General features: G+C 67.1%; 14 protein-coding genes and 1 riboswitch. Of the genes, 7 read left to right on the top strand and 7 right to left on the bottom strand.

Going from position 1 to position 18285, the window contains the following annotated elements; genetic code table 11:
• Window positions 1-42 precede the first annotated feature (42 nt).
• Genes ACFXNW_RS20920 through ACFXNW_RS20900 form a run of 5 tightly spaced genes read right to left on the bottom strand, consistent with a single transcriptional unit; the run spans window position 43 to window position 7601 of the window.
• The gene (locus ACFXNW_RS20920) at window positions 43-2073 is read right to left on the bottom strand and encodes a hypothetical protein (RefSeq protein WP_379419381.1); all 2031 of its coding nucleotides are present in this window, start codon (window positions 2071-2073) and stop codon (window positions 43-45) included.
• A 1-nt stretch (window position 2074) separates the two neighbouring features.
• Window positions 2075-3904, bottom strand: coding sequence for an HSP90 family protein (locus ACFXNW_RS20915; RefSeq protein ID WP_379419380.1), 1830 nt, complete (start codon window positions 3902-3904; stop codon window positions 2075-2077).
• A gap of 51 nt (window positions 3905-3955) precedes the next feature.
• On the bottom strand, window positions 3956-5380 hold the full coding sequence (locus ACFXNW_RS20910) for a VWA domain-containing protein (RefSeq protein ID WP_379419379.1): 1425 nt from the start codon (window positions 5378-5380) through the stop codon (window positions 3956-3958).
• Window positions 5381-5384: 4 nt separating this feature from the next.
• On the bottom strand, window positions 5385-6275 hold the full coding sequence (locus ACFXNW_RS20905) for an AAA family ATPase (protein ID WP_379419378.1): 891 nt from the start codon (window positions 6273-6275) through the stop codon (window positions 5385-5387).
• Between the two features lie 60 nt (window positions 6276-6335).
• Window positions 6336-7601 (bottom strand): glutamate-5-semialdehyde dehydrogenase, encoded by a 1266-nt coding sequence (locus ACFXNW_RS20900; RefSeq protein ID WP_379419377.1) that lies wholly within the window; start codon window positions 7599-7601, stop codon window positions 6336-6338.
• Window positions 7602-7741: 140 nt separating this feature from the next.
• Between ACFXNW_RS20900 and ACFXNW_RS20895 the strand changes: the two genes are divergently transcribed.
• The 3 genes from ACFXNW_RS20895 to ACFXNW_RS20885 all read left to right on the top strand — a co-directional run bounded on the left by ACFXNW_RS20895 (window position 7742) and on the right by ACFXNW_RS20885 (window position 11013).
• Complete coding sequence (locus ACFXNW_RS20895; protein WP_379419376.1) at window positions 7742-8413, top strand: pentapeptide repeat-containing protein; 672 nt, start codon at window positions 7742-7744, stop codon at window positions 8411-8413.
• 226 nt (window positions 8414-8639) lie between these two features.
• Window positions 8640-9527 (top strand): ribokinase, encoded by an 888-nt coding sequence (locus ACFXNW_RS20890; protein ID WP_379419375.1) that lies wholly within the window; start codon window positions 8640-8642, stop codon window positions 9525-9527.
• A gap of 262 nt (window positions 9528-9789) precedes the next feature.
• Entirely contained in the window at window positions 9790-11013 is a 1224-nt protein-coding gene (locus tag ACFXNW_RS20885; protein ID WP_379419374.1) for an RtcB family protein, read from the top strand.
• 46 nt (window positions 11014-11059) lie between these two features.
• On the opposite strand, the gene ACFXNW_RS20880 is transcribed toward ACFXNW_RS20885, so the two are convergent.
• Together ACFXNW_RS20880 and ACFXNW_RS20875 are read right to left on the bottom strand one after the other, a co-directional pair.
• Entirely contained in the window at window positions 11060-11860 is an 801-nt protein-coding gene (locus ACFXNW_RS20880; RefSeq protein WP_379419373.1) for a hypothetical protein, read from the bottom strand.
• A 350-nt stretch (window positions 11861-12210) separates the two neighbouring features.
• Window positions 12211-12684: a hypothetical protein gene (locus ACFXNW_RS20875; RefSeq protein ID WP_379419372.1), complete on the bottom strand. Its 474-nt coding sequence runs from the start codon at window positions 12682-12684 to the stop codon at window positions 12211-12213.
• Window positions 12685-12819: 135 nt separating this feature from the next.
• Here ACFXNW_RS20875 and ACFXNW_RS20870 point away from each other — a divergent pair, with 135 nt between their 5' ends.
• The 4 genes from ACFXNW_RS20870 to ACFXNW_RS20855 all read left to right on the top strand — a co-directional run bounded on the left by ACFXNW_RS20870 (window position 12820) and on the right by ACFXNW_RS20855 (window position 18040).
• Entirely contained in the window at window positions 12820-14952 is a 2133-nt protein-coding gene (locus ACFXNW_RS20870; RefSeq protein ID WP_379419371.1) for a RecQ family ATP-dependent DNA helicase, read from the top strand.
• Window positions 14953-15044: 92 nt separating this feature from the next.
• Window positions 15045-16010, top strand: coding sequence for a non-homologous end-joining DNA ligase (gene ligD, locus ACFXNW_RS20865; RefSeq protein ID WP_379419469.1), 966 nt, complete (start codon window positions 15045-15047; stop codon window positions 16008-16010).
• 68 nt (window positions 16011-16078) lie between these two features.
• Window positions 16079-17023, top strand: coding sequence for a D-isomer specific 2-hydroxyacid dehydrogenase family protein (locus ACFXNW_RS20860; protein WP_379419370.1), 945 nt, complete (start codon window positions 16079-16081; stop codon window positions 17021-17023).
• A 234-nt stretch (window positions 17024-17257) separates the two neighbouring features.
• Window positions 17258-18040 (top strand): MerR family transcriptional regulator, encoded by a 783-nt coding sequence (locus ACFXNW_RS20855; protein ID WP_379419369.1) that lies wholly within the window; start codon window positions 17258-17260, stop codon window positions 18038-18040.
• A 62-nt stretch (window positions 18041-18102) separates the two neighbouring features.
• A riboswitch (cobalamin riboswitch) is annotated at window positions 18103-18224 on the top strand.
• The last annotated feature ends 61 nt before the right edge of the window (window positions 18225-18285 follow it).

The raw sequence follows: 18285 nt of genomic DNA, 5'->3' as shown, positions 1-18285 counted from the left end.
GCTTAACGGGTAGGCGGGTGACCACCGTGGTCGTGATAGCGGTTAGGCGTCCTCCGGCTCCCCGCTCTCGAACTCCTGGCGCATGTCGGCGAGGTGGGAACGGGTGATGTCCAGCTCAGCGGCGGCGTCGGTCGGCTCGTCCGCGTCGGCCGCCGCGGTCAGCTCCGCGACCAGGGCGTTCATGGTCGCGAGCCAGGCCGGCGTCTCGGAGCCCGCGTCGTCGTCCCAGGTCTGCATCCATGCGACTCGGCGCAGGCAGTCGGCGCGCGCGGCGATCTTGCCGAGCCCACCCCACAGTTCGGCCGCACGCACATAGGCGGCCCTGGCCTCGTCGCTGCGTCCGGCGCGCGCGAGCGCCTGTGCTGCCGATCCGGCCAATTCCGCCCGGAGTTCATCGTGGCCTGCGACCTTCTCGATCAGGATCGCGGCAGAAACGTACTGGTGCGCGGCGTCGGCGTATCGGCGTAGCTTGGACAATGAAGCGCCGTACTGCGAGCCGATCACGGCCAGCTCGGAGGCCGGGTACCCCAGATCGGGGTCGCTGACGACCTGCTCGAACAGGGCGGCCGCAGGCCCGTGCTGCCCCGCGCGATGGAAGGCGCGGGCCGCGACACAGCTGTGGTGAGCTGCGTCGGCCTCCGACAATCCGGACCAGCGAGCCGCGGCGTACAGCGCGGCGTCGGCCAGGTCGAGTTCGCGTCCCGGCTGTCCGGCCAAGGCCGAGACCAGCAGCGAGTTCAACCGGGCCAGATCCTCGCGGGGCAGCGCACCGGAACCGACCGCGAGGGCGCGCCGGAGCTGGGTCTCGGCGGCCGCCGCGTCGGTGTGCAGACGCGCGGTGGCCGCTTCGATCAGCCGCGTCGCCTCGGCCGACCTGTCGACGACTGCTTCGACAGGCTGATCGCCCCCCTGTGGTGCCTGCACCCGGGAAGCACCGTTCGACCCTGCGGCCGCCGCGACCACCGGCAGTGGCGCGTCGGCCGACAGGCGCCCACGCACGCCGAGCGGCAGCAGCTCGAGCAGCGGCTGCCTGGTCAAGCGGGCAGTAACGCGCAGGCTGAACTCGCCGGTGCCGTTCCTGGTGTCGTAGCGCCGCGTCAGCCGCTCGATCTCGGGTTCCAGCTCGGCCAGCGCCGATGCCACGGTTCCCGCGCCGAGCGGCAACTCCCCCATGTCCAACGCCGTCAACCGGCGCAGCAGCACGCTCGCCCCGGTGATGAACGAGAGCCGGTTCGCGATATCGGCGGCCTGTTCGGTGATCCAGCCGCTGTGCTCGGCCAGAATCTCCAGCCCACGGGCCTCGTTTCCGGTCAGTGCGCAGAACTCGATGTGTTGTCCCACCGCCGCACGTAACTCGATATTGTGCCGGACCAGCGGATATCCGGTCAGATGCGCATTACGCGCCTCGGCGGTCCGGCCGCTGCGCAACATCGGCAGCAGCGCCTTGGCCAGCACGCGATGCGGCTCCTCCGCGCAGGTGCGTTCACCGTCGAGCACCGGTTTCCAATGGTCGAGCGCCGCTTCGTCGTCACCGGCCGCCTCGCTGATGACACCCCAGCTGTTGCGTTCGCAGGCGTCGCAGTCGGCCATGCTGTCCCGCCCGGCGGCGAGCGCAGCGTCTCGGTAATGAACCGCCTCCGCGTGGTCGCCGAGCGCACAGGCCATATCGGCGCGCAGGCTCAGTACCGGACGCGCGCTGTAACCACGCTGCCGGTACCGGTTCTCCAGTTCGCCGAGCCAGCGATGCACCGTCGGCAGCTCGATCGCCGGATTCCAGATCAGATCCGAGGTCATCCACTTCAGCTGCCAATGCAGCGAGTGGGTCAGATGACCCAGCTCGGCCGGGTTCGCGTCATAGATTCCCAGCAGCCTGCCGTAGGCCACCGGCGACAGATCCCGTTCGCCCGCGTACATGTAGGACCGAGCCAGCTCCAGCAGCACGCTGCCCTCGAGCGCGCGGTCGGTGCCGTTGCGTGCGGCGGCGGCCGCCGTTTCCAGGCGTTGAGTGCGGGCACGTCCGTGTGGCAGCGAGCGGCAGCGGCGCAGTTCGGTGTCGATCTCGGCGTGTTCCATGTCAGTTCTCCCCGCCGTCGACGGCGCGCTCGGTCGCCCAGCTCAGGAACTCGCCGAACGCGCGGTTGAGCAGCGCGGTATCGGCGGGCCGCAGCGGCCGGTGGGTCATCAGCAGTGCCTGCCCGTACAGCGATTCCACGGCGGTTTTCAGGAACGCCGGATCGCCGATGCGGGCCAGCCTGCGCACCACCGGGCTGTGATAGTTGAGGACCAGCTGTGCGCGTGGTGTCGCGGATTCGAGCGCGCCGAGGATGTCGGACCACAGATCGTCGGCATCGGCCGCGGTATCGGCCCGGGCGCGTTCGTTCCTGGCGCCACGGCTGTCGAGATAGAGCGCAGGCACGGACACCGGATGGAAGGCACGCAGCAGCACATCGCAGGCGAGCGGATCGAGTGTGATGCGTGCGGTCGCCAGGACCGGCGCCAGCGCCAGCTCCTCGGCCGGATCCACCGAGTCGAGCGCGGCGGTCACGGCGGCGCCATCGAGCTCGACCACCTCCACACCGGGCACGACCTGCGGCAGCAGCGCGACCAGTTCGGCGTCATAGGTGTAGCCGCCGTTGACGATGCCGATGCCCTGCGCCGACGCCGTCTGGGCGACCTGCCGGAACTCCTCCACCGACGCGCTGACGCGCACCACCGGATGCTTGCGGACGAACTCGGTGAGCGGTATCCGCCCCTCCGTGGTCTCGAACAGCAGATGCGGCAACATGATCCGCAGCAGTTCGGTCGAATGCCTGGCCATGGCCTTGACGCCCAGCGCATGCACCGACAGGAACGCGGCCAGCCGTTCGGGCTGCTCGGCGGCGATCTCGGTAAGCCAGTCCCGCACACGCTCACCGAGCGCGTCGCGGACTATTGCCAGTCGCTCGTCCTCGTAAAGACCCTCGCGTGACGCGGTCGGGCGCAGCGAATCGGTATCGATGACGCAGCGCACGAAGAACGCCCAGTCCGGCAGCACCCCGCGCACCGCGTCGCCGAGCAGCATCCCCTTCAGATACACACGGTGGGCGCTGGACTCGGCCGGATTGCCCGGTTGCGACAGCACATACGCGACACCACTGACCCCGGCCAGCTCGGCATTGAGGTCGATGACGTCCAGCGGCTGGAAACCGAGAACCCGCTCGCCGTAGTCGAACAGCGCGGCCCGCCGCAGCGCTGGCGAGTCGAACGAGCGCCGCCAGATGGGCGGTGGATCGGTCACCCGGACCACCGTTGCGTCGGCTTCGACGGTCACCTCATAGGGCAACAGCGAACCGTAGTCGGCGACGAGTTCCAGCACGCGTTCGGCGGTGAACCACGGCTGCGAACCCGGACGGGGCGTCAGTTCGACGGTCGTCCCCGGTTCGGGGTATTCGCCTGGTTCGAGCGCACGCAGCACATACGTGCCGTCCGCCGCGGCGATCCACTCCACGGGCGCGGCCTCGGCATCAGCGGCCGAACGGGTGACTACGCGAATCGTTTCGGCGACGGTGAAGCAGGCGAGCAAGCCGATACCGAACTGGCCGAGGAACTCCCGCCGGGCGCCCTCGATGTCATCGCGTTTGGACGAGCGGCCGATCGTGGCCAGGAACCGGTGCACATCAGCCTCGGTGAGGCCGATACCGGGGTCGGTGATGCGCAGACCGCTGTCGTCGAGCCTCAGCCGGATCGCGGTGGGCGCGGTGGGGTCGAGCTTCGTGCGGGCCGTGACGGCGTCGACGGCGTTCTGCAGCAGCTCCCGGATGTAGACCCGCGGACTCGAGTACAGGTGGTGCGACAGCAGATCCACGATGCCGCGCAGATCGACCTGGAACGAATAGTTGTTGTCCGCCGGAGCTGTGTTGACCATTCGGGCATTGTCGCGGCAACACCATAAGATTCGCTTAACAAGCGCTCATCGTCACACCGGCAGCAGCCGCGACACCACCGCCGTCAGCTGTGCTGCCGACCGGCACTCGTGCATCTCGATCACCTGCTGATATTTATCGGCCGCCGAATCACCCGATCCCCACTGGGTTGTCGGCTCCGGATTCAGCCAGTGCGCATGCTTGGCCACCTCCACCAGACCACGCAGCGTCTCCAGGTCGGGATCACGATAGTTGGTGCGCGCGTCACCGAGGATCAGCAGTGAGCTGCGGCTGGTGACGGCATCGGGCCACTTCTCGGCGAACCCGGCCAACGCGCTGCCGTAATCGGAATGCCCGTCGAACCCGGCGACGTCGGCCTCGGTGAACACGCGCTTCATCGCCTCGTCCAATTGCGTTCGCGCATCGAAGAACCGGGTCACCTCATCGGTCTGATCGACGAAGGCGAAGATCCGCACCCGGGAGAATTGCTCCCGCAACGCGCTCACCAGCAGCAAGGTGAAATTGCTGAAGCCGGCGACCGAACCGGAGACATCACACAGCAGCACCAGCTCCGGGCGGCCCGGCCGCGGCTTACGACTGACCAGATCGATCGGTACCCCGCCGGTGGACATCGACTTACGCAATGTGCGCCGTAGATCGATCTCCCCGCGCCGGGAATGCTTGCGCCGCACCGCCAACCGCGAGGCCAGAATCCGGGCCAGCCGCTGGGTACTGCGACGCAGCTCGGCCAACTCCGACTCCGAGGCGCGCAGGAAATCCACCTCTTCGGCTTGACGGGCGACGCCGTAAGTGGCGACCCGCTCCCGGCCGATCCGCTCGGCGACACGCCTGCGGGTCTCGGCGTCCACGGTGGCACGGAAGCCGGTGATGCGCTGACGTGCGGCGCGGCGCGCGACCTCGGTATCGAAGGCACTCGCGTCGGGCCGCGCCAAGCCGGCCAGGATCTTGGCCAGCAACGTCTGCGGCTGCACCTCTTTGAGCGCCTGATAAGTGGAGAACGACGGGCCGCGCGCGGACTGATACTGCCCCAGTTCCTCGACCATCTGGCCGGCCAGCGATTCCAGCTGGGCGGCGGCGCCCTCCTCGGTCAACAGCTCGGCCAGCAGCTCACGCAGCGCCTCGATATCGACGTTGCCCGATGGCGTGCGCGGGATCTCGACATCGTCGACCGAATCGGTACGAGCGCCGATCGCGGCGGGGAACCAGAGGTCGAACAGCCCGTCGTAAGTACTGCGGTGCGTGGAGCGGCGCAGCAGCGCGCAGGCAAGACCCTCCCGGACCGACTCGCGGTCCATCAGATCGAGCACAGTCAGGACCCGGCCTGCGTCCACCGTCTCCGACGGACCCACCGGAACACCGCGGGCCCGCAACGCCTCGACGAAACCGACGAGATGGCCCGCGATCCCGTGCGGCGCTTGGAAACTCGGCGACTGCGCGGGTGCCGATCGCGCGGACATCGGCTCAGGCCAGTTTCAGCTCGGCCAGCGCACGCTCGTGGTCGCTGCGATGTTTGAGCACCACACCGAGAGTCGCGCGCACCGTGGTGTCGTCGAGATCCTGCATGCCGAGCGCCAGCAGCGTGCGGCCCCAGTCGATGGACTCGGCCACCGAGGGCAGCTTCTTCAGCGGCATACCGCGCAGCACGTGCACGATCCGCACCAGCTGCTGCGCGACGGCCTCGGGCAGCTCAGGCACCCGACTGGCCAGAATGCGACGCTCGAGGTCGGCGTCGGGGAAATCCAGATGCAGGTAGAGACAGCGGCGCTTCAACGCCTCCGACAGTTCCCTGGTGGCGTTGGAGGTGAGCACCACGAACGGCTTGTGCGCGGCGGTGATGGTCCCCAGTTCGGGCACCGTCACCGCGAAATCGCTGAGCACCTCGAGCAGCAGGCCCTCGATCTCGACGTCTGCCTTATCGGTTTCGTCGATGAGCAGCACCGTCGGCTCGGTCCGGCGGATCGCGGTCAACAGCGGCCGCGCCAGCAGGAATTCCTCGGTGAAGACGTCGGCCTTGGTCTCTTCCCAGTCGTTCTCGCTGGAGGCCTGGATCCGCAGGATCTGCTTGGCGTGGTTCCACTCGTAGAGCGCGCGGGCCTCGTCGACGCCCTCATAGCACTGCAAGCGCACCAGCTCCGCACCGGCGGTCTGCGCGACCGCACGCGACAGCTCGGTCTTGCCGACACCGGCCGGGCCCTCGATCAGCAGCGGTTTGCCCAGCCGATCGGCCAGGAACACCGACGTGGCGGTGGCCTTGTCGGCCAGGTAACCGGTTTCGGCGAGCCGATCGATCACCTCGTCCACCGACGCGAAGATCGGCTCCTGAACCTGATCCGAATTCGAGCGATCCACCACCGCGTCCCTTTCCTGCGACTACCAGCCCCACGCTACGGGACGGCGGATCGGTGCCCCGGCTCAGACCGGACGGACCTGGCCGTCGCCCCACACGATCCACTTGGTGGAGGTGAGTTCGGGCAGCGCCATCGGGCCCCGTGCGTGCAGCTTCTGGGTGGAGATGCCGATCTCGGCGCCGAATCCGAACTGCTCGCCGTCGGTGAAGGCAGTGGAGGCGTTCACCATGACCGCAGCGGCGTCGACCCGGCTGGTGAACTCGCGGGCAGCGGCCGATTCCGCGGTGACGATGGCCTCGGTGTGGCCGGTCCCCCAGGTGTTGATGTGCTCGACCGCGGCATCCAGACCGTCGACGACCTTCAGCGCAATATCGAGGGTGAGGTACTCCTCGCCCCAATCTGCGTCGGTGGCGGGCACCTGACCGGGCAGATCACCGTGGATGGTGACGCCGTTGTCCTCGAGCGCCTTGGTGAGCCGCGGTACGGCGGTCTCGGCGATGGCGGCATCGATGAGCACGGTCTCGGCCGCATTGCAGACGCTCGGCCTGCGGGTCTTGGCGTTGATCAGGATCTGCTCGGCCATATCCAGATCGGCGCCCGCGTGCACGTAGACGTGGCAGTTGCCGGTGCCGGTCTCGATGGTCGGCACCTGCGCGTCGCGCACGACTGCGTTGATCAGTCCGGCGCCACCGCGCGGAATGACCACATCGACCAGGCCGCGCGCCTGGATCAGATGGGTGACGCTGGAACGGTCCTCGCTGGGCAGCAGCTGAACGGCGTCGGCGGGGATACCCTGCTCGACAAGCGATTCACGCAGCACCTCGACCAGGGCGGCATTCGATCGGGCAGCCGACGACGAGCCACGCAGCAACGCGGCGTTACCCGACTTCAAGGCCAGCCCGAACGCGTCGACGGTGACATTGGGCCGCGCCTCGTACACCATGCCGACCACACCGAGCGGCACCCGCACCTGGCGGATCTCCAGCCCGTTCGGCAGCGTCGAACCGCGCACCACCACACCGACCGGATCCGGCAGGCCCGCGACCTGACGCAGGCCCGAGGCGATGCCATCGATGCGCGGCTTCGTCAGCCGCAACCTGTCGAGCAGAGATTCCTCGGTGCCCGCGGCCTGCGCGGTCGCGATGTCCTCGGCGTTGGCGGCCAGCACCCGGTCGGCTGCGGCGAGAAGCGCATCGGCGGCTGCGTGCAGCGCATCGTTCTTCTCGGCGGTGGTCAACTGGGCGAGCGCACGTGACGCGACCCGAGCCTTACGCGCGGCGTCGTGCACGGCCTCACGGATATCGAGCTCGGCTGCCTGTCCTAACGTCATGGGTTACAGACTACGCAGCCGCAACGACTCCGGATCATCGCGCCGCGGGCTACGGACGCCGCTGGTCACGGCGGCTGTCGGTGGCTTCCCGTACGTTGCCGGGTGCGGTCCATAGTCCACGACACAGGAGCGGAGAAACGGTGGCAGTCCCTCGCAACAGCGACGTCCCTGTCGTGCCCAGCGCGCCGAAACCACGCGAGCGGCGGCCCGCGCAATCACCGCGCGACGATTTCGACGATGACACCACCATCGACGACGTCGCCTACTCCGACAGCGATCTGTCCAGGCCGCAGACCCACGCGCTGGGGCTCGAAGGGTGCCGGTTCGACAGCTGCCGACTCGGCGGGATCATGCGCGGGGTCACCTTCTACGAATCCGAACTATCGATCTGCGATCTGGCCAACCTGGAGGCCGACGAATGCTCGATGGCCGAATGCGTGATCAGCACCAGCAGGCTGACCGGCATGTCGTGGACCGCGGGTACCTGGCGTGACGTCCTGCTCGAAGGGACCCGCGCCGACCTCACTTCGTTCCGCTACTCCAAGCTGCGCACCGTCGTCTTCCGCGACTGCGATCTGCGCCAGACCGATTTCGAAGGTGTCGAATTCCGCAACGTCGCCTTCGAACGGTGCAATCTGACCGGCGCCCGCTTCACCGGGACCGGAGCACGGCACAACCTCCGATTCACCGACTGCACGCTGGCCGACATCAACGGGGTGACCAGCCTGCGCGGCGCCACGGTGGACGGCGGCGATCTCCTCGGCTTGGCCGCGAGCCTGGCCCGCGAAGCGGGGATCACGGTGCGGTGGTGAACGACGTCCGCTGGTGAGACGGTCGGCGACGCGTTGACAGTTGCCGTTGAACTCGTCCGCGCCGCAGGTCCACGTTCCGCGGCGCTCATGACGTCGGCTCGGGCGCGTCAACTCGAGCAAGTGGCCGGATTCACCATCGGACCGGCGTTCGCGGTGTCGATCTCAACTCCGCGATTCCCCGTCACATGGGCGGCGCGGGTCACCCGCCTGCGGCTACCGTGCCGGTATGACCGACGGACGTGCGCCCGTGATCGCGGTACTCGGCAGCATCAACATGGATCTGGTCACCACCACCGACCGGCGGCCGCAACCGGGTGAGACGGTGCTCGGCAGTGGATTCGCGATGGTTCCTGGCGGTAAGGGCGCGAATCAGGCGATTGCGGTGGGGCGGAGCGGTGGACAGGTCGAGTTCATCGGCGCGGTCGGCGGGGATGTGTTCGCCGACGGGCTGCGGGCGGTATTGCGGGACTCCGAGGTGGGGACCGCGCGGCTACGGTCGGTTGATGGGCCGAGCGGGATCGCCGCGATCGTGGTGGATGCGGACGGGGAGAACAGCATCATCGTGGTGGGTGGTGCCAATGCCGCGCTCACCGAGCTCGATGATGACGATCTTGCGGTGATCGCTTCCGTCGATATCCTGCTGTGCCAGTTGGAGATTCCGGTGCCCACCGTGGCCGCTGCGGCTCGGCATGCGAGGGCGAACGGGACCATCGTCGTGCTCAATCCCTCACCCGCCCGTGAGCTGCCACCCGAGCTGTGGGCCGACGTCGACGTAGCGGTGGTCAATTCCGGCGAGTTCACCGCGCTCGGAGCTGCGCTCGACCCGGTCCCCCACGTCGTGGTGACGCTCGGTGGGGACGGTGCTCGCTACCGTGGTCCCGACGGCCAGGAACTCTCCGTACCCGGCACGGCAGTCGAGGTGGTCGATACGACCGGCGCCGGCGACACCTTCACCGGAGCGCTCGCCGTGTCGTGGGATCGGGGCCCGGCCGAGGCCCTGCGTTTCGCCTGCGCGGCGGGAGCGCTGGCCACCACCCGCCTGGGTGCGAGCGCCTCGATTCCCCATCGCGCCGAGATCAACGCCGCACTCGGAGACGCCCACCCGGCGCCGTAATCCGCCATCTACGGCCTTCGTGCCTCCCGCCCTCGTCTGACCGAGACGAGCCCGTCGCTCACGGCGAGCACCGTGCATGCTCCGCCCTACCGAGGGCGCGGGCGCGCTCGGCTGCTGCCTGATTGTTCGCCGATTCGGCGCGACCCTCGAACCGCTGGCGATAGTGCTTCCCACCGATATTCAGATGCGGCGAAGCGCTGCCGTGCCTACCGTTGAATGTGTAAGGCGAAGCGAATTCGCAAGTAATGAAAGGACCGAGACGATGTTTCCCGTCGAGCTGCCCGGTACCAGGGCGCGGACGTTGATGTGGGCTTCCGAGCACGATATCGAACACGCCGCGCTGCAACAGCTGCGCAATATCGCGCAACTGGAATGGGTCCACGGCGTCCGCGTCATGCCGGACGTGCACCTCGGCAAGGGAGCAACAGTCGGCTCGGTAATCGCCATGAAAGACGCCGTCGCACCCGCCGCCGTCGGCGTGGACATCGGCTGCGGTATGGAAAGCGTGAAGACCGACCTCACCGCCGCCGACCTACCCGACAACCTGCATTCCCTGCGCAGCCGCATCGAGGCCGCGGTACCCGTGGGGTTCCACGGGCACGACGACCCGGTGAATGTCGGCAGGATCGGTGCGGAGGTCTCCGCTCTCGGTGCGAGCACCGCGACGCTGCGTTCGGGGTGGGATCGGTTCTGGGGGTCGTTCGCGGACCTCGATAGGAGCGTGTGGTCGCGTGAGTCCAAAGCTCATAAGCAGATGGGAACGCTAGGCCAAGGAAATCACTTTATTGAGCTCTGCTTGGATCAGGACGACGCGGTATGGATCTTGCTGCATTCCGGAAGCCGGAATATCGGCAAGGAACTCGCCGAGCGGCATATGGCTGCAGCTCGGGCGCTGCCACACAATGTCGGCCTGCCGGATCGTGATCTTGCAGTATTCCTTTCGGGCACTCCGGAAATGGACGCCTATCGCCGCGACCTAACCTGGGCCCAGGAATATGCCGCCCGCAACCGTGCGGTGATGCTGGCATTGGTGTGCCGCGCAGTCCGCGACGAGTTCGCCGATCGCTCGGTCCGGTACGATGCGCCGATCTCATGCCACCATAACTATGTGGCCGAGGAGATCATCGACGGCATGCCGATGTTGGTGACCCGAAAGGGCGCCGTACGGGCAGGTAAGGGTGATCTCGCGTTGATCCCCGGATCGATGGGCACTCGCTCATATGTCGTGCGGGGCAAGGGAAACCCGGACTCGTTCCAGTCCGCCTCGCACGGCGCGGGGCGGCGGATGAGCCGTACTGCGGCCAAGAAGCGGTACAGCGTCGCCGATCTGATCGCCCAAACCGAAGGCGTCGAGTCCCGCAAGGACGCCGGTGTCGTGGATGAAATCCCCGCCGCCTACAAGGACATAGACGAGGTCATCGCCGCCCAGCGTGACCTGGTCGACGTGGTGGCGACCCTGCGTCAGGTGGTCTGCATCAAGGGGTGAGCTACGCTCCAGCCGAGCCACTGCGGTTCGGCCGGAGATGCGGGCATCATTCGGAGTTCGAGACCCCCGTGGTACCCATTCTCAGCTTCATCTGCCGGAGCCTACATTTGCGAACCGATACGCTGGACATGGTGCGTCCCAAGATCTCTGCGGCCATCGTCTGCTCGTGAGTCAAAATGATCTCATCGTCGTGAGCTGTCCACGCCCGCCTCGTCACACCGTATCGACCGGCTTTCTCGGCAGCGGGAGCCCAGGCGGCGACCTTCGTCGCGGCCGCTCGCTTGCGATCAATGCTGATCACTCCAGGTGAGTACCACACCCACGCCGCGAGCTGGGCTGCCGCAATGTTCTTCACCATCACATTGAAGACCCCGTCCCGTTTGTTGCGCCTGGCCGTTCTCGTCACCCCACAGACTCGTTTTACTATCCAGCAAAAGAACTCGGCTGCTGCAGCGCTGGAAGTCACGAAGCTGATGAATGGTTCACCCTTACAAGTGAATCCGACCGAGCCGTCCCCGTCGAGCAGTCCGCGCAGATAGTCCGGTTCGGCAAACGGTTCGCCCGGTGGCTGAATAATCCCCGACTTCGGGCCTACGGACACACCCAGGCTTGCTATCGACCGCCGTACTTCCTTATCGAAGAACCACAAGGTGGCCGTCTGATGGTTTTCCGCGAAGTTGGTTGTGCGAGTTCGGTACTTGATGGACGAGTAGCAAGGGAGAATCTCGGCAATGCGCGCCAGAATTCGCTCGTCTCGAATCGCCAATTCGAGCGAAACCCTCCCTTTGGCTTCGATACTTCCCTCGTGCGATCCGTCGGTCTGCAATAGTCCGATCATGTACGCCACACCAGGCACTGTTGGGTCAAGTGCAGGCAAAATTCCCCCTAAAGCGCAAACTCAACGGCGCCATCGTTATCCGTTATCGGCTATCGCAGTTCGGAACGCAGAAAGGCAGGCGCGATCTCAGCCTTATGATGTGCTGTTACGAGATACCCTCGCACACAAGAATACCCGTGCGCAGAGAGCCGCGCTATAGGTTGGCCGACGTGCCGTTCCGTCGCTTCGGACTCACTTCACGTCACGGAACTACCGCACCCTGATACTTGTGAAATGTCGCAGCAACCTGCGTCAAGTGCTCTGGGTCAAAGAGCGAGAAGCTCCCCCGACCGGGCCGTATAGGTCCAGCCGGGAACCGCTCAGCGGCGTTTGAGGGTCGCGACCACTCCCGCGCCGAACAGCAGGGTTCCGACGATGAGGACCATTCCGCTGACCAGCCAGGCGTGTAGGGCTACGTGGAGTTCGGCGGTGAGGACGGGTATGTCGCCGATGAGGCGGAAGGTGTCGTCGGGGAAGAGGATTTGGATGATGCCGGGGATGATGCCCCAGATCAGGCCGGCGATCATGGTCGCCGCAGGTGAGTACGCGGCCAGTACCGCCACCAGGAGCAGCAGGATCGCGCCGAGCACAGATTGACCGGGTGCGCTCCAGCGGTCGACCGAATCCCACCATCGGCTGGTGGTCAGCGAGCCGTGTGCGGCGATTCCTATGCCGATCGGCGTCACCACCAACCCGACCACGGTCCCGATCAGAGTGCGGCCGAACGAGCCACGGTTCTGGAACTGGGCTCCCGGCGGCGACCACCCCGCGGGCGACTGGAAATTATCCGGCATCACGTCCTCCTACCAGGTCCTACGAGCCCGGTGGCCCCTCGTCATCAACCTCATTGTCCCCAGGAGTACCCAGATCCGCCCGTTACGGCTCGGACTCGCAGCCCTCCCGTGATCTTGTCGGCGGGTTGGTGCACCATGGCCCTCATGAACACAGCTGAGGGGACGACAACGACGGGTATCGACGTTGCCGGGCTGCGTGAGCGGGCCGAGGGTCTGCTGCGGGAGCTGGCCGGTGGCGGGGCGCGGTTGCGTGAGGACCAGTGGACCGCGATCGAAGCGCTGGTGGTGCACCGGCGGCGGGCGCTGGTGGTGCAGCGCACCGGCTGGGGTAAATCGGCGGTGTATTTCATCGCGGCGAAGCTGCTGCGTGCGGCCGGGCGTGGTCCGACGGTGATCGTGTCGCCGCTGCTCGCGCTTATGCGCAATCAGGTGGCCGCTGCCGAACGTGCCGGGGTGGTGGCGGCGACCATCAACTCCGGCAATGTCACCGAATGGGACGATATCCATGCACGGGTCGCCGCAGGTGAGGTGGATGTTCTGCTGGTGAGTCCGGAGCGGCTGAACAATCCCGACTTCAGGGATCAGGTGCTACCGAAACTCGCTGCCGACGCGGGCCTGGTGGTGATCGATGAGGCGCACTGTGTCTCGGATTGGGGCCATGATTTCCGGCCCGACTACCGACGTATCCGCACACTGATCGCCGACCTCGGGTCCGATGTGCCGGTGCTGGCCACCACCGCCACCGCCAACGACCGTGTGGTCACCGATGTCGCCACCCAGATCGGCACCGACACCCTGGTGCTGCGCGGCACCCTCGATCGTGAATCGCTGCATCTGTCGGTGGTGCGCTTCGACGACGCCGTCGAGCGCACGGCGTGGCTGAGCCGCCATCTGGGTGAACTGCCCGACTCGGGAATCATCTACACACTCACTGTCGCCGCCGCACAGGATCTGGCCGACGTGTTGAACTCGCACGGGCACACCGTCGCCGCCTACACCGGGCAGACCGATCCGGCCGAGCGCGAGATGCTAGAGGCCGCGCTGCTGAACAACGAGGTCAAGGCGCTGATCGCCACCTCGGCTCTCGGTATGGGATTCGACAAGCCGGACCTGGGATTCGTGGTGCACGTCGGTGCGCCTTCTTCCCCGATCTCCTACTACCAGCAGGTCGGGCGTGCAGGACGCGGCACCGAGCGCGCCGAGGTCGTGCTGCTGCCCGGCCCCGAGGACGCGCGCATCTGGAGCTACTTCGCCTCCGTCGCTTTCCCCAGCGAGCACATCGTGCGTTCGGTGCTCGCGGCGCTCGACATCGACCGTCCGCAGTCCACGGCTGCCCTCGAGCCGTTGGTCGAGTTGAACCGGTCGCGGCTGGAGATGGTGCTGAAGGTGCTCGACGTCGACGGTGCGGTGCGGCGAGTGCGCGGCGGCTGGTTGTCCACGGGCCAGGAGTGGGCCTATGACACCGAACGCTACGAGCGGTTGGAGGCGGCCAGGTCCGCCGAGCAGCAAGCGATGATCGACTATCAATCGACGACCGGATGCCGCATGGTGTTCCTCCGCGGCCAGCTCGACGACCCGGGCTTGCAGGCCGCGGCACCCGGCACGGCCGATTGCGGCCGCTGCGACAACTGCACCGGCACACGTCCGGACACCGCCGTCGACGCCGACGAGGTTGCCTCCACCCGTGCCCGCCTCGATCGCCCCGGCATCGACCTGGCGCCGCGCAAGATGTGGCCGACCGGGATGGCCAAGCTCGGTATCCCCTTGTCCGGCAAGATCTCCGGTGGCGCAGAAACCGGCCGGGTGCTCGGCAGGCTGAGTGCGCTCGGTTGGGGGCAGCGATTGCGGGCCCTGCTCGACGGCCCGGATGGGCCCGTTCCGGACGCGGTGGTTCAGGCGTGCATCGCCGTACTGCGCGACTGGGATTGGGATACCCGGCCCACCTCCGTACTGGCCTTGGAATCGCCGACGCATCCGGCGCTGGCCGCAAGCGTCGCGGCCCGGCTCGCCGAGATCGGCAAACTCCGCGACCTCGGCACGATGCGAGTGCGGCCCGACCGGCCACCGGTGTCCGCGGTCAATTCCGCGCATCGGGTCGCTGCCCTGCACAACCTGTGGGAACTACCAGATCTCGGGGAGATGGACGGCCCGATCCTGCTGGTCGACGCCCTCACGGACTCCGGATGGACCTTCACCGCTGCCGCACATCAGCTACGCGCTGCCGGAGCTCCGGCAGTGCTGCCCTTCGCGCTCGCCATCCCGACCTGAGGCAGCGATTCTGACCCCCCATCGAGCCGATGGTTCCAGCACAGTTCTGGGGCGCGGCGTGGTTCGCCCGGACGATCCTCGCAGCACACGTTATGGTCGGGAACGTGGCCAGCAGCAAGGGGGCGGCTATCGAGCTCGATGTCGGGGACAGGCTGGTTCGTGTCTCCAATCCCGATCGGGTCTACTTCCCCGAATCCGGTGCCACCAAGCTCGACCTGGTGCAGTACTACCTGAGCGTCGGGGACGGGATCGTCAATGCGCTTCGGGATCGGCCGTGCATGCTGCACCGGTTTCCGAAGGGGCTGGCCGGCGACAAGGTGCATCAGAAGCGGTTGCCTGCGGGGGCACCGGATTGGGTGCCGACGGTGCGGGTGTTCTTCCCTCGCTATGGTCGGCATGCCGACGAGCTGTGTGTGTCGGAACTCGCGGATGTTATTTGGGCGGTGCAGATGTCGACGGTGGAGTTCCATCCGTGGAATTCGCGTCGCGCCGATACCGAACGTCCGGACGAGTGGCGGATCGATCTGGATCCGATGCCCGACTGCCCGTGGTCTCGGGTTCAGCACGTGGCCGGTGTGGTGCATGAGGTGCTCGACGAGATCGGGGCGGTGGGCTGGCCGAAGACCTCTGGCGGGCACGGGCTGCACGTCTACGTCCGGATCGCGCCGGAGTGGGGATTCCAGGATGTCCGGCGTGCCGCGCTCGCTTTCGCCCATGAGGTCGAGCGGCGCGCACCCGATGACGTGACCACCACCTGGTGGCGTCGGGATCGCGATCCGAAACTGCTGTTCGTCGACTACAACCAGAACGCCCGCGACCACACCATCGCCGCCGCGTACTCGGTGCGCGGAGTGCCCGAAGCCACCGTCTCCACCCCGGTGACCTGGGACGAGATCCCCGATATCCACCCGCGCGATTTCACCATCGCCACCGTGCCGTCCCGCTACCAGCAGCTCGGAGACCTGCATGCGGGCATCGACGACGCCGTCTTCGAACTGGACAGCCTGATCGAGTGGGCCGACCGGGACAAGGTCGAGCTGGACGAGGACGAGGACTGACCGGAGCCTGGCGCTCGTCGAGTACGTTCGGTCCGAAGACGGCCGAGGTGAGCGAAGGAGGTCCGAGGATGAGCGGCACAGACGTGGCGATCGCGATCGGCCCGGGCGAACAGCCGATACTCGAGCAGGCGGTGACCGAGGCCGGCGCCCGCATCGTCGACTTGGCAAACGCCCGCGCCCTGGTCTGGAACGGACCGCCGACACAATTCCCGGACCGGCTCCCTTCCGGTATCGAATGGGTGCAACTCAATGCGGCCGGCGTGGAGGACTGGTTCGACGCCGGTGTCTTCGACCGGTTCCCTCGGGTCCGATTCACCTCCGCCGCAGGCGCATACGCCGCTAGCGTTGCCGAGCACACGCTGATGTTGCTGCTGGCCGGAGTGCGTTATCTCCCGGAGCATCTGCGGGCCGCGAGCTGGCGGCAGCGGGAGTTCTTCCCGCATGTCGGTTCGCTGCGCGGCGCCACCGTCGCCATTGTCGGGGCGGGCGGAATCGGACGCGCGCTCATCCCGATGCTGACGCCGCTGGGCGCACAGATCATCGCGGTCAATCGTTCCGGACGCCCGGTCACCGGGCCGGGTATCACCGATTCGGTGGAGACGGTGCGCGCCGACGATCTCGCGAGCGTGTGGTCCCGCACCGATCATGTGGTGATCGCGGCCCCGGCCACCGCCGAGACCCGGCATCTGATCGGCGCGAAGGAGTTGGCGCAACTGAAGCCGACGTCGTGGGTGATCAACGTGGCGCGCGGCAGCCTCGTCGACACCGATGCCCTGGTCGAGGCGTTGCGCACGAACGCTATCGGCGGCGCGGGGCTCGATGTCACCGATCCCGAACCGCTACCAGACGGTCATCCGCTCTGGAATCTTCCCAATGCCATTGTCACCCCGCATGACTCGAATCCACCGCAGCTGCGCATGGCGGCATTCGCCGAACACGTGACCGACAACGTCACCCGTTTCGAAGCCGGTGCGGACCTGCTTGCACCGATCGACCCGCAGCGCGGTTACTGACCTCACGCGGCGGCGACCAGCTTGCTCCCACCGCGACCACGCGACCGCTCGCGCCCGGCCGCTCGCCGACCCGACGGGAGGGCATCGACCGGAGTCCGCGATCACCATCGCTCCCGACTTCGATGACACGCGGCGGTGTCCGGCGCATCGGCCGGTGGGCGCTACACTCGGGCGGTCGACGGCCGTGGCGCCCGCCGGTCCGGCGCGGGTGGGGTTTGCGAGGGAGGTGCAGCGATGCCGAACTACCGCATCGACGATCTCGCGCGCGCCGCAGGCACCACCAGCCGCAATGTCCGCGCCTATCAGGAACGCGGGCTGCTGCCGCCGCCGGTCGGCAAGAACGGCCGCGCCAGCATCTACGACGACACCCACCTGGAACGGCTGCGGTTGATCGACTCGCTGCTGCAGCGCGGTTTCACCACCGCCCATATCGCCGATTTCATCACTAGCTGGGAGACCGGCAAGGATCTCACCGAGGTGCTCGGGCTGCAGCACGCGGTGACGGCGACTTGGGCCAAAGATGAGCCGTTCGAGGTGTCGCGGGAGTTGATCGGCTCTATCCTCGGGCCCGATACCGATGACCTCGTCGAGCAGTTGCGCCGGATGGATCTGGTCCGCATCGAGAACGACACCGTCGTCTTCACCGACACCCAGCTGCTCACCTCCTTCGCCGAACTCGACGAATACGGGCTCGACCTACGCACCCTGATCAGCGTGCACACCCAGGTCGCCGCTCACATCGACGACATCACCAAGATCATGATCACCGCGGCGCGCAAACACATCGTCGACGAGCACGGCCCCGGCTGGCTACCGGAAACCAGCGAGGAGATCGCGCAGACGACGGCCATGCTCAACAAGATGCGCGAACTGAGCGTCGCGTCGGTGCACAGCACTCTGGCCCGCTCCCTGGACACCAATCTGCGCCGCGAACTGGGTGAATACCTCGAAACCGCCGCCGATCGCGATCGCAAACGCACCCCGGCCAACTCCGACGAATCCGAGAGGCGCCGGTAGCCCGAGCCCCCCACGGCTACGCGGTGTTGGCTAGCATGAGCTCGAAAACCCGCGGTGGGAGCCAGGAAGCCGGTGCGAATCCGGCACGGTCCCGCCACTGTTATCGGGGAGTCGGCCCCAACGACGACCACGGCCGCAAGGCTGGAAGGTCGGGGCCCGCGTCGATCCGGGAGTCAGGAGACTGACCCGCCGCGGAACACCACCACGGGGCGAGGACCCCGGGGGCGGCCATTCATCCGCGTCGT

Source organism: Nocardia sp. NPDC059180 (assembly GCF_042754945.1).
Taxonomy (GTDB): Bacteria; Actinomycetota; Actinomycetes; order Mycobacteriales; family Mycobacteriaceae; genus Nocardia.
This window is presented reverse-complemented; position numbering and strand designations above follow the sequence as displayed.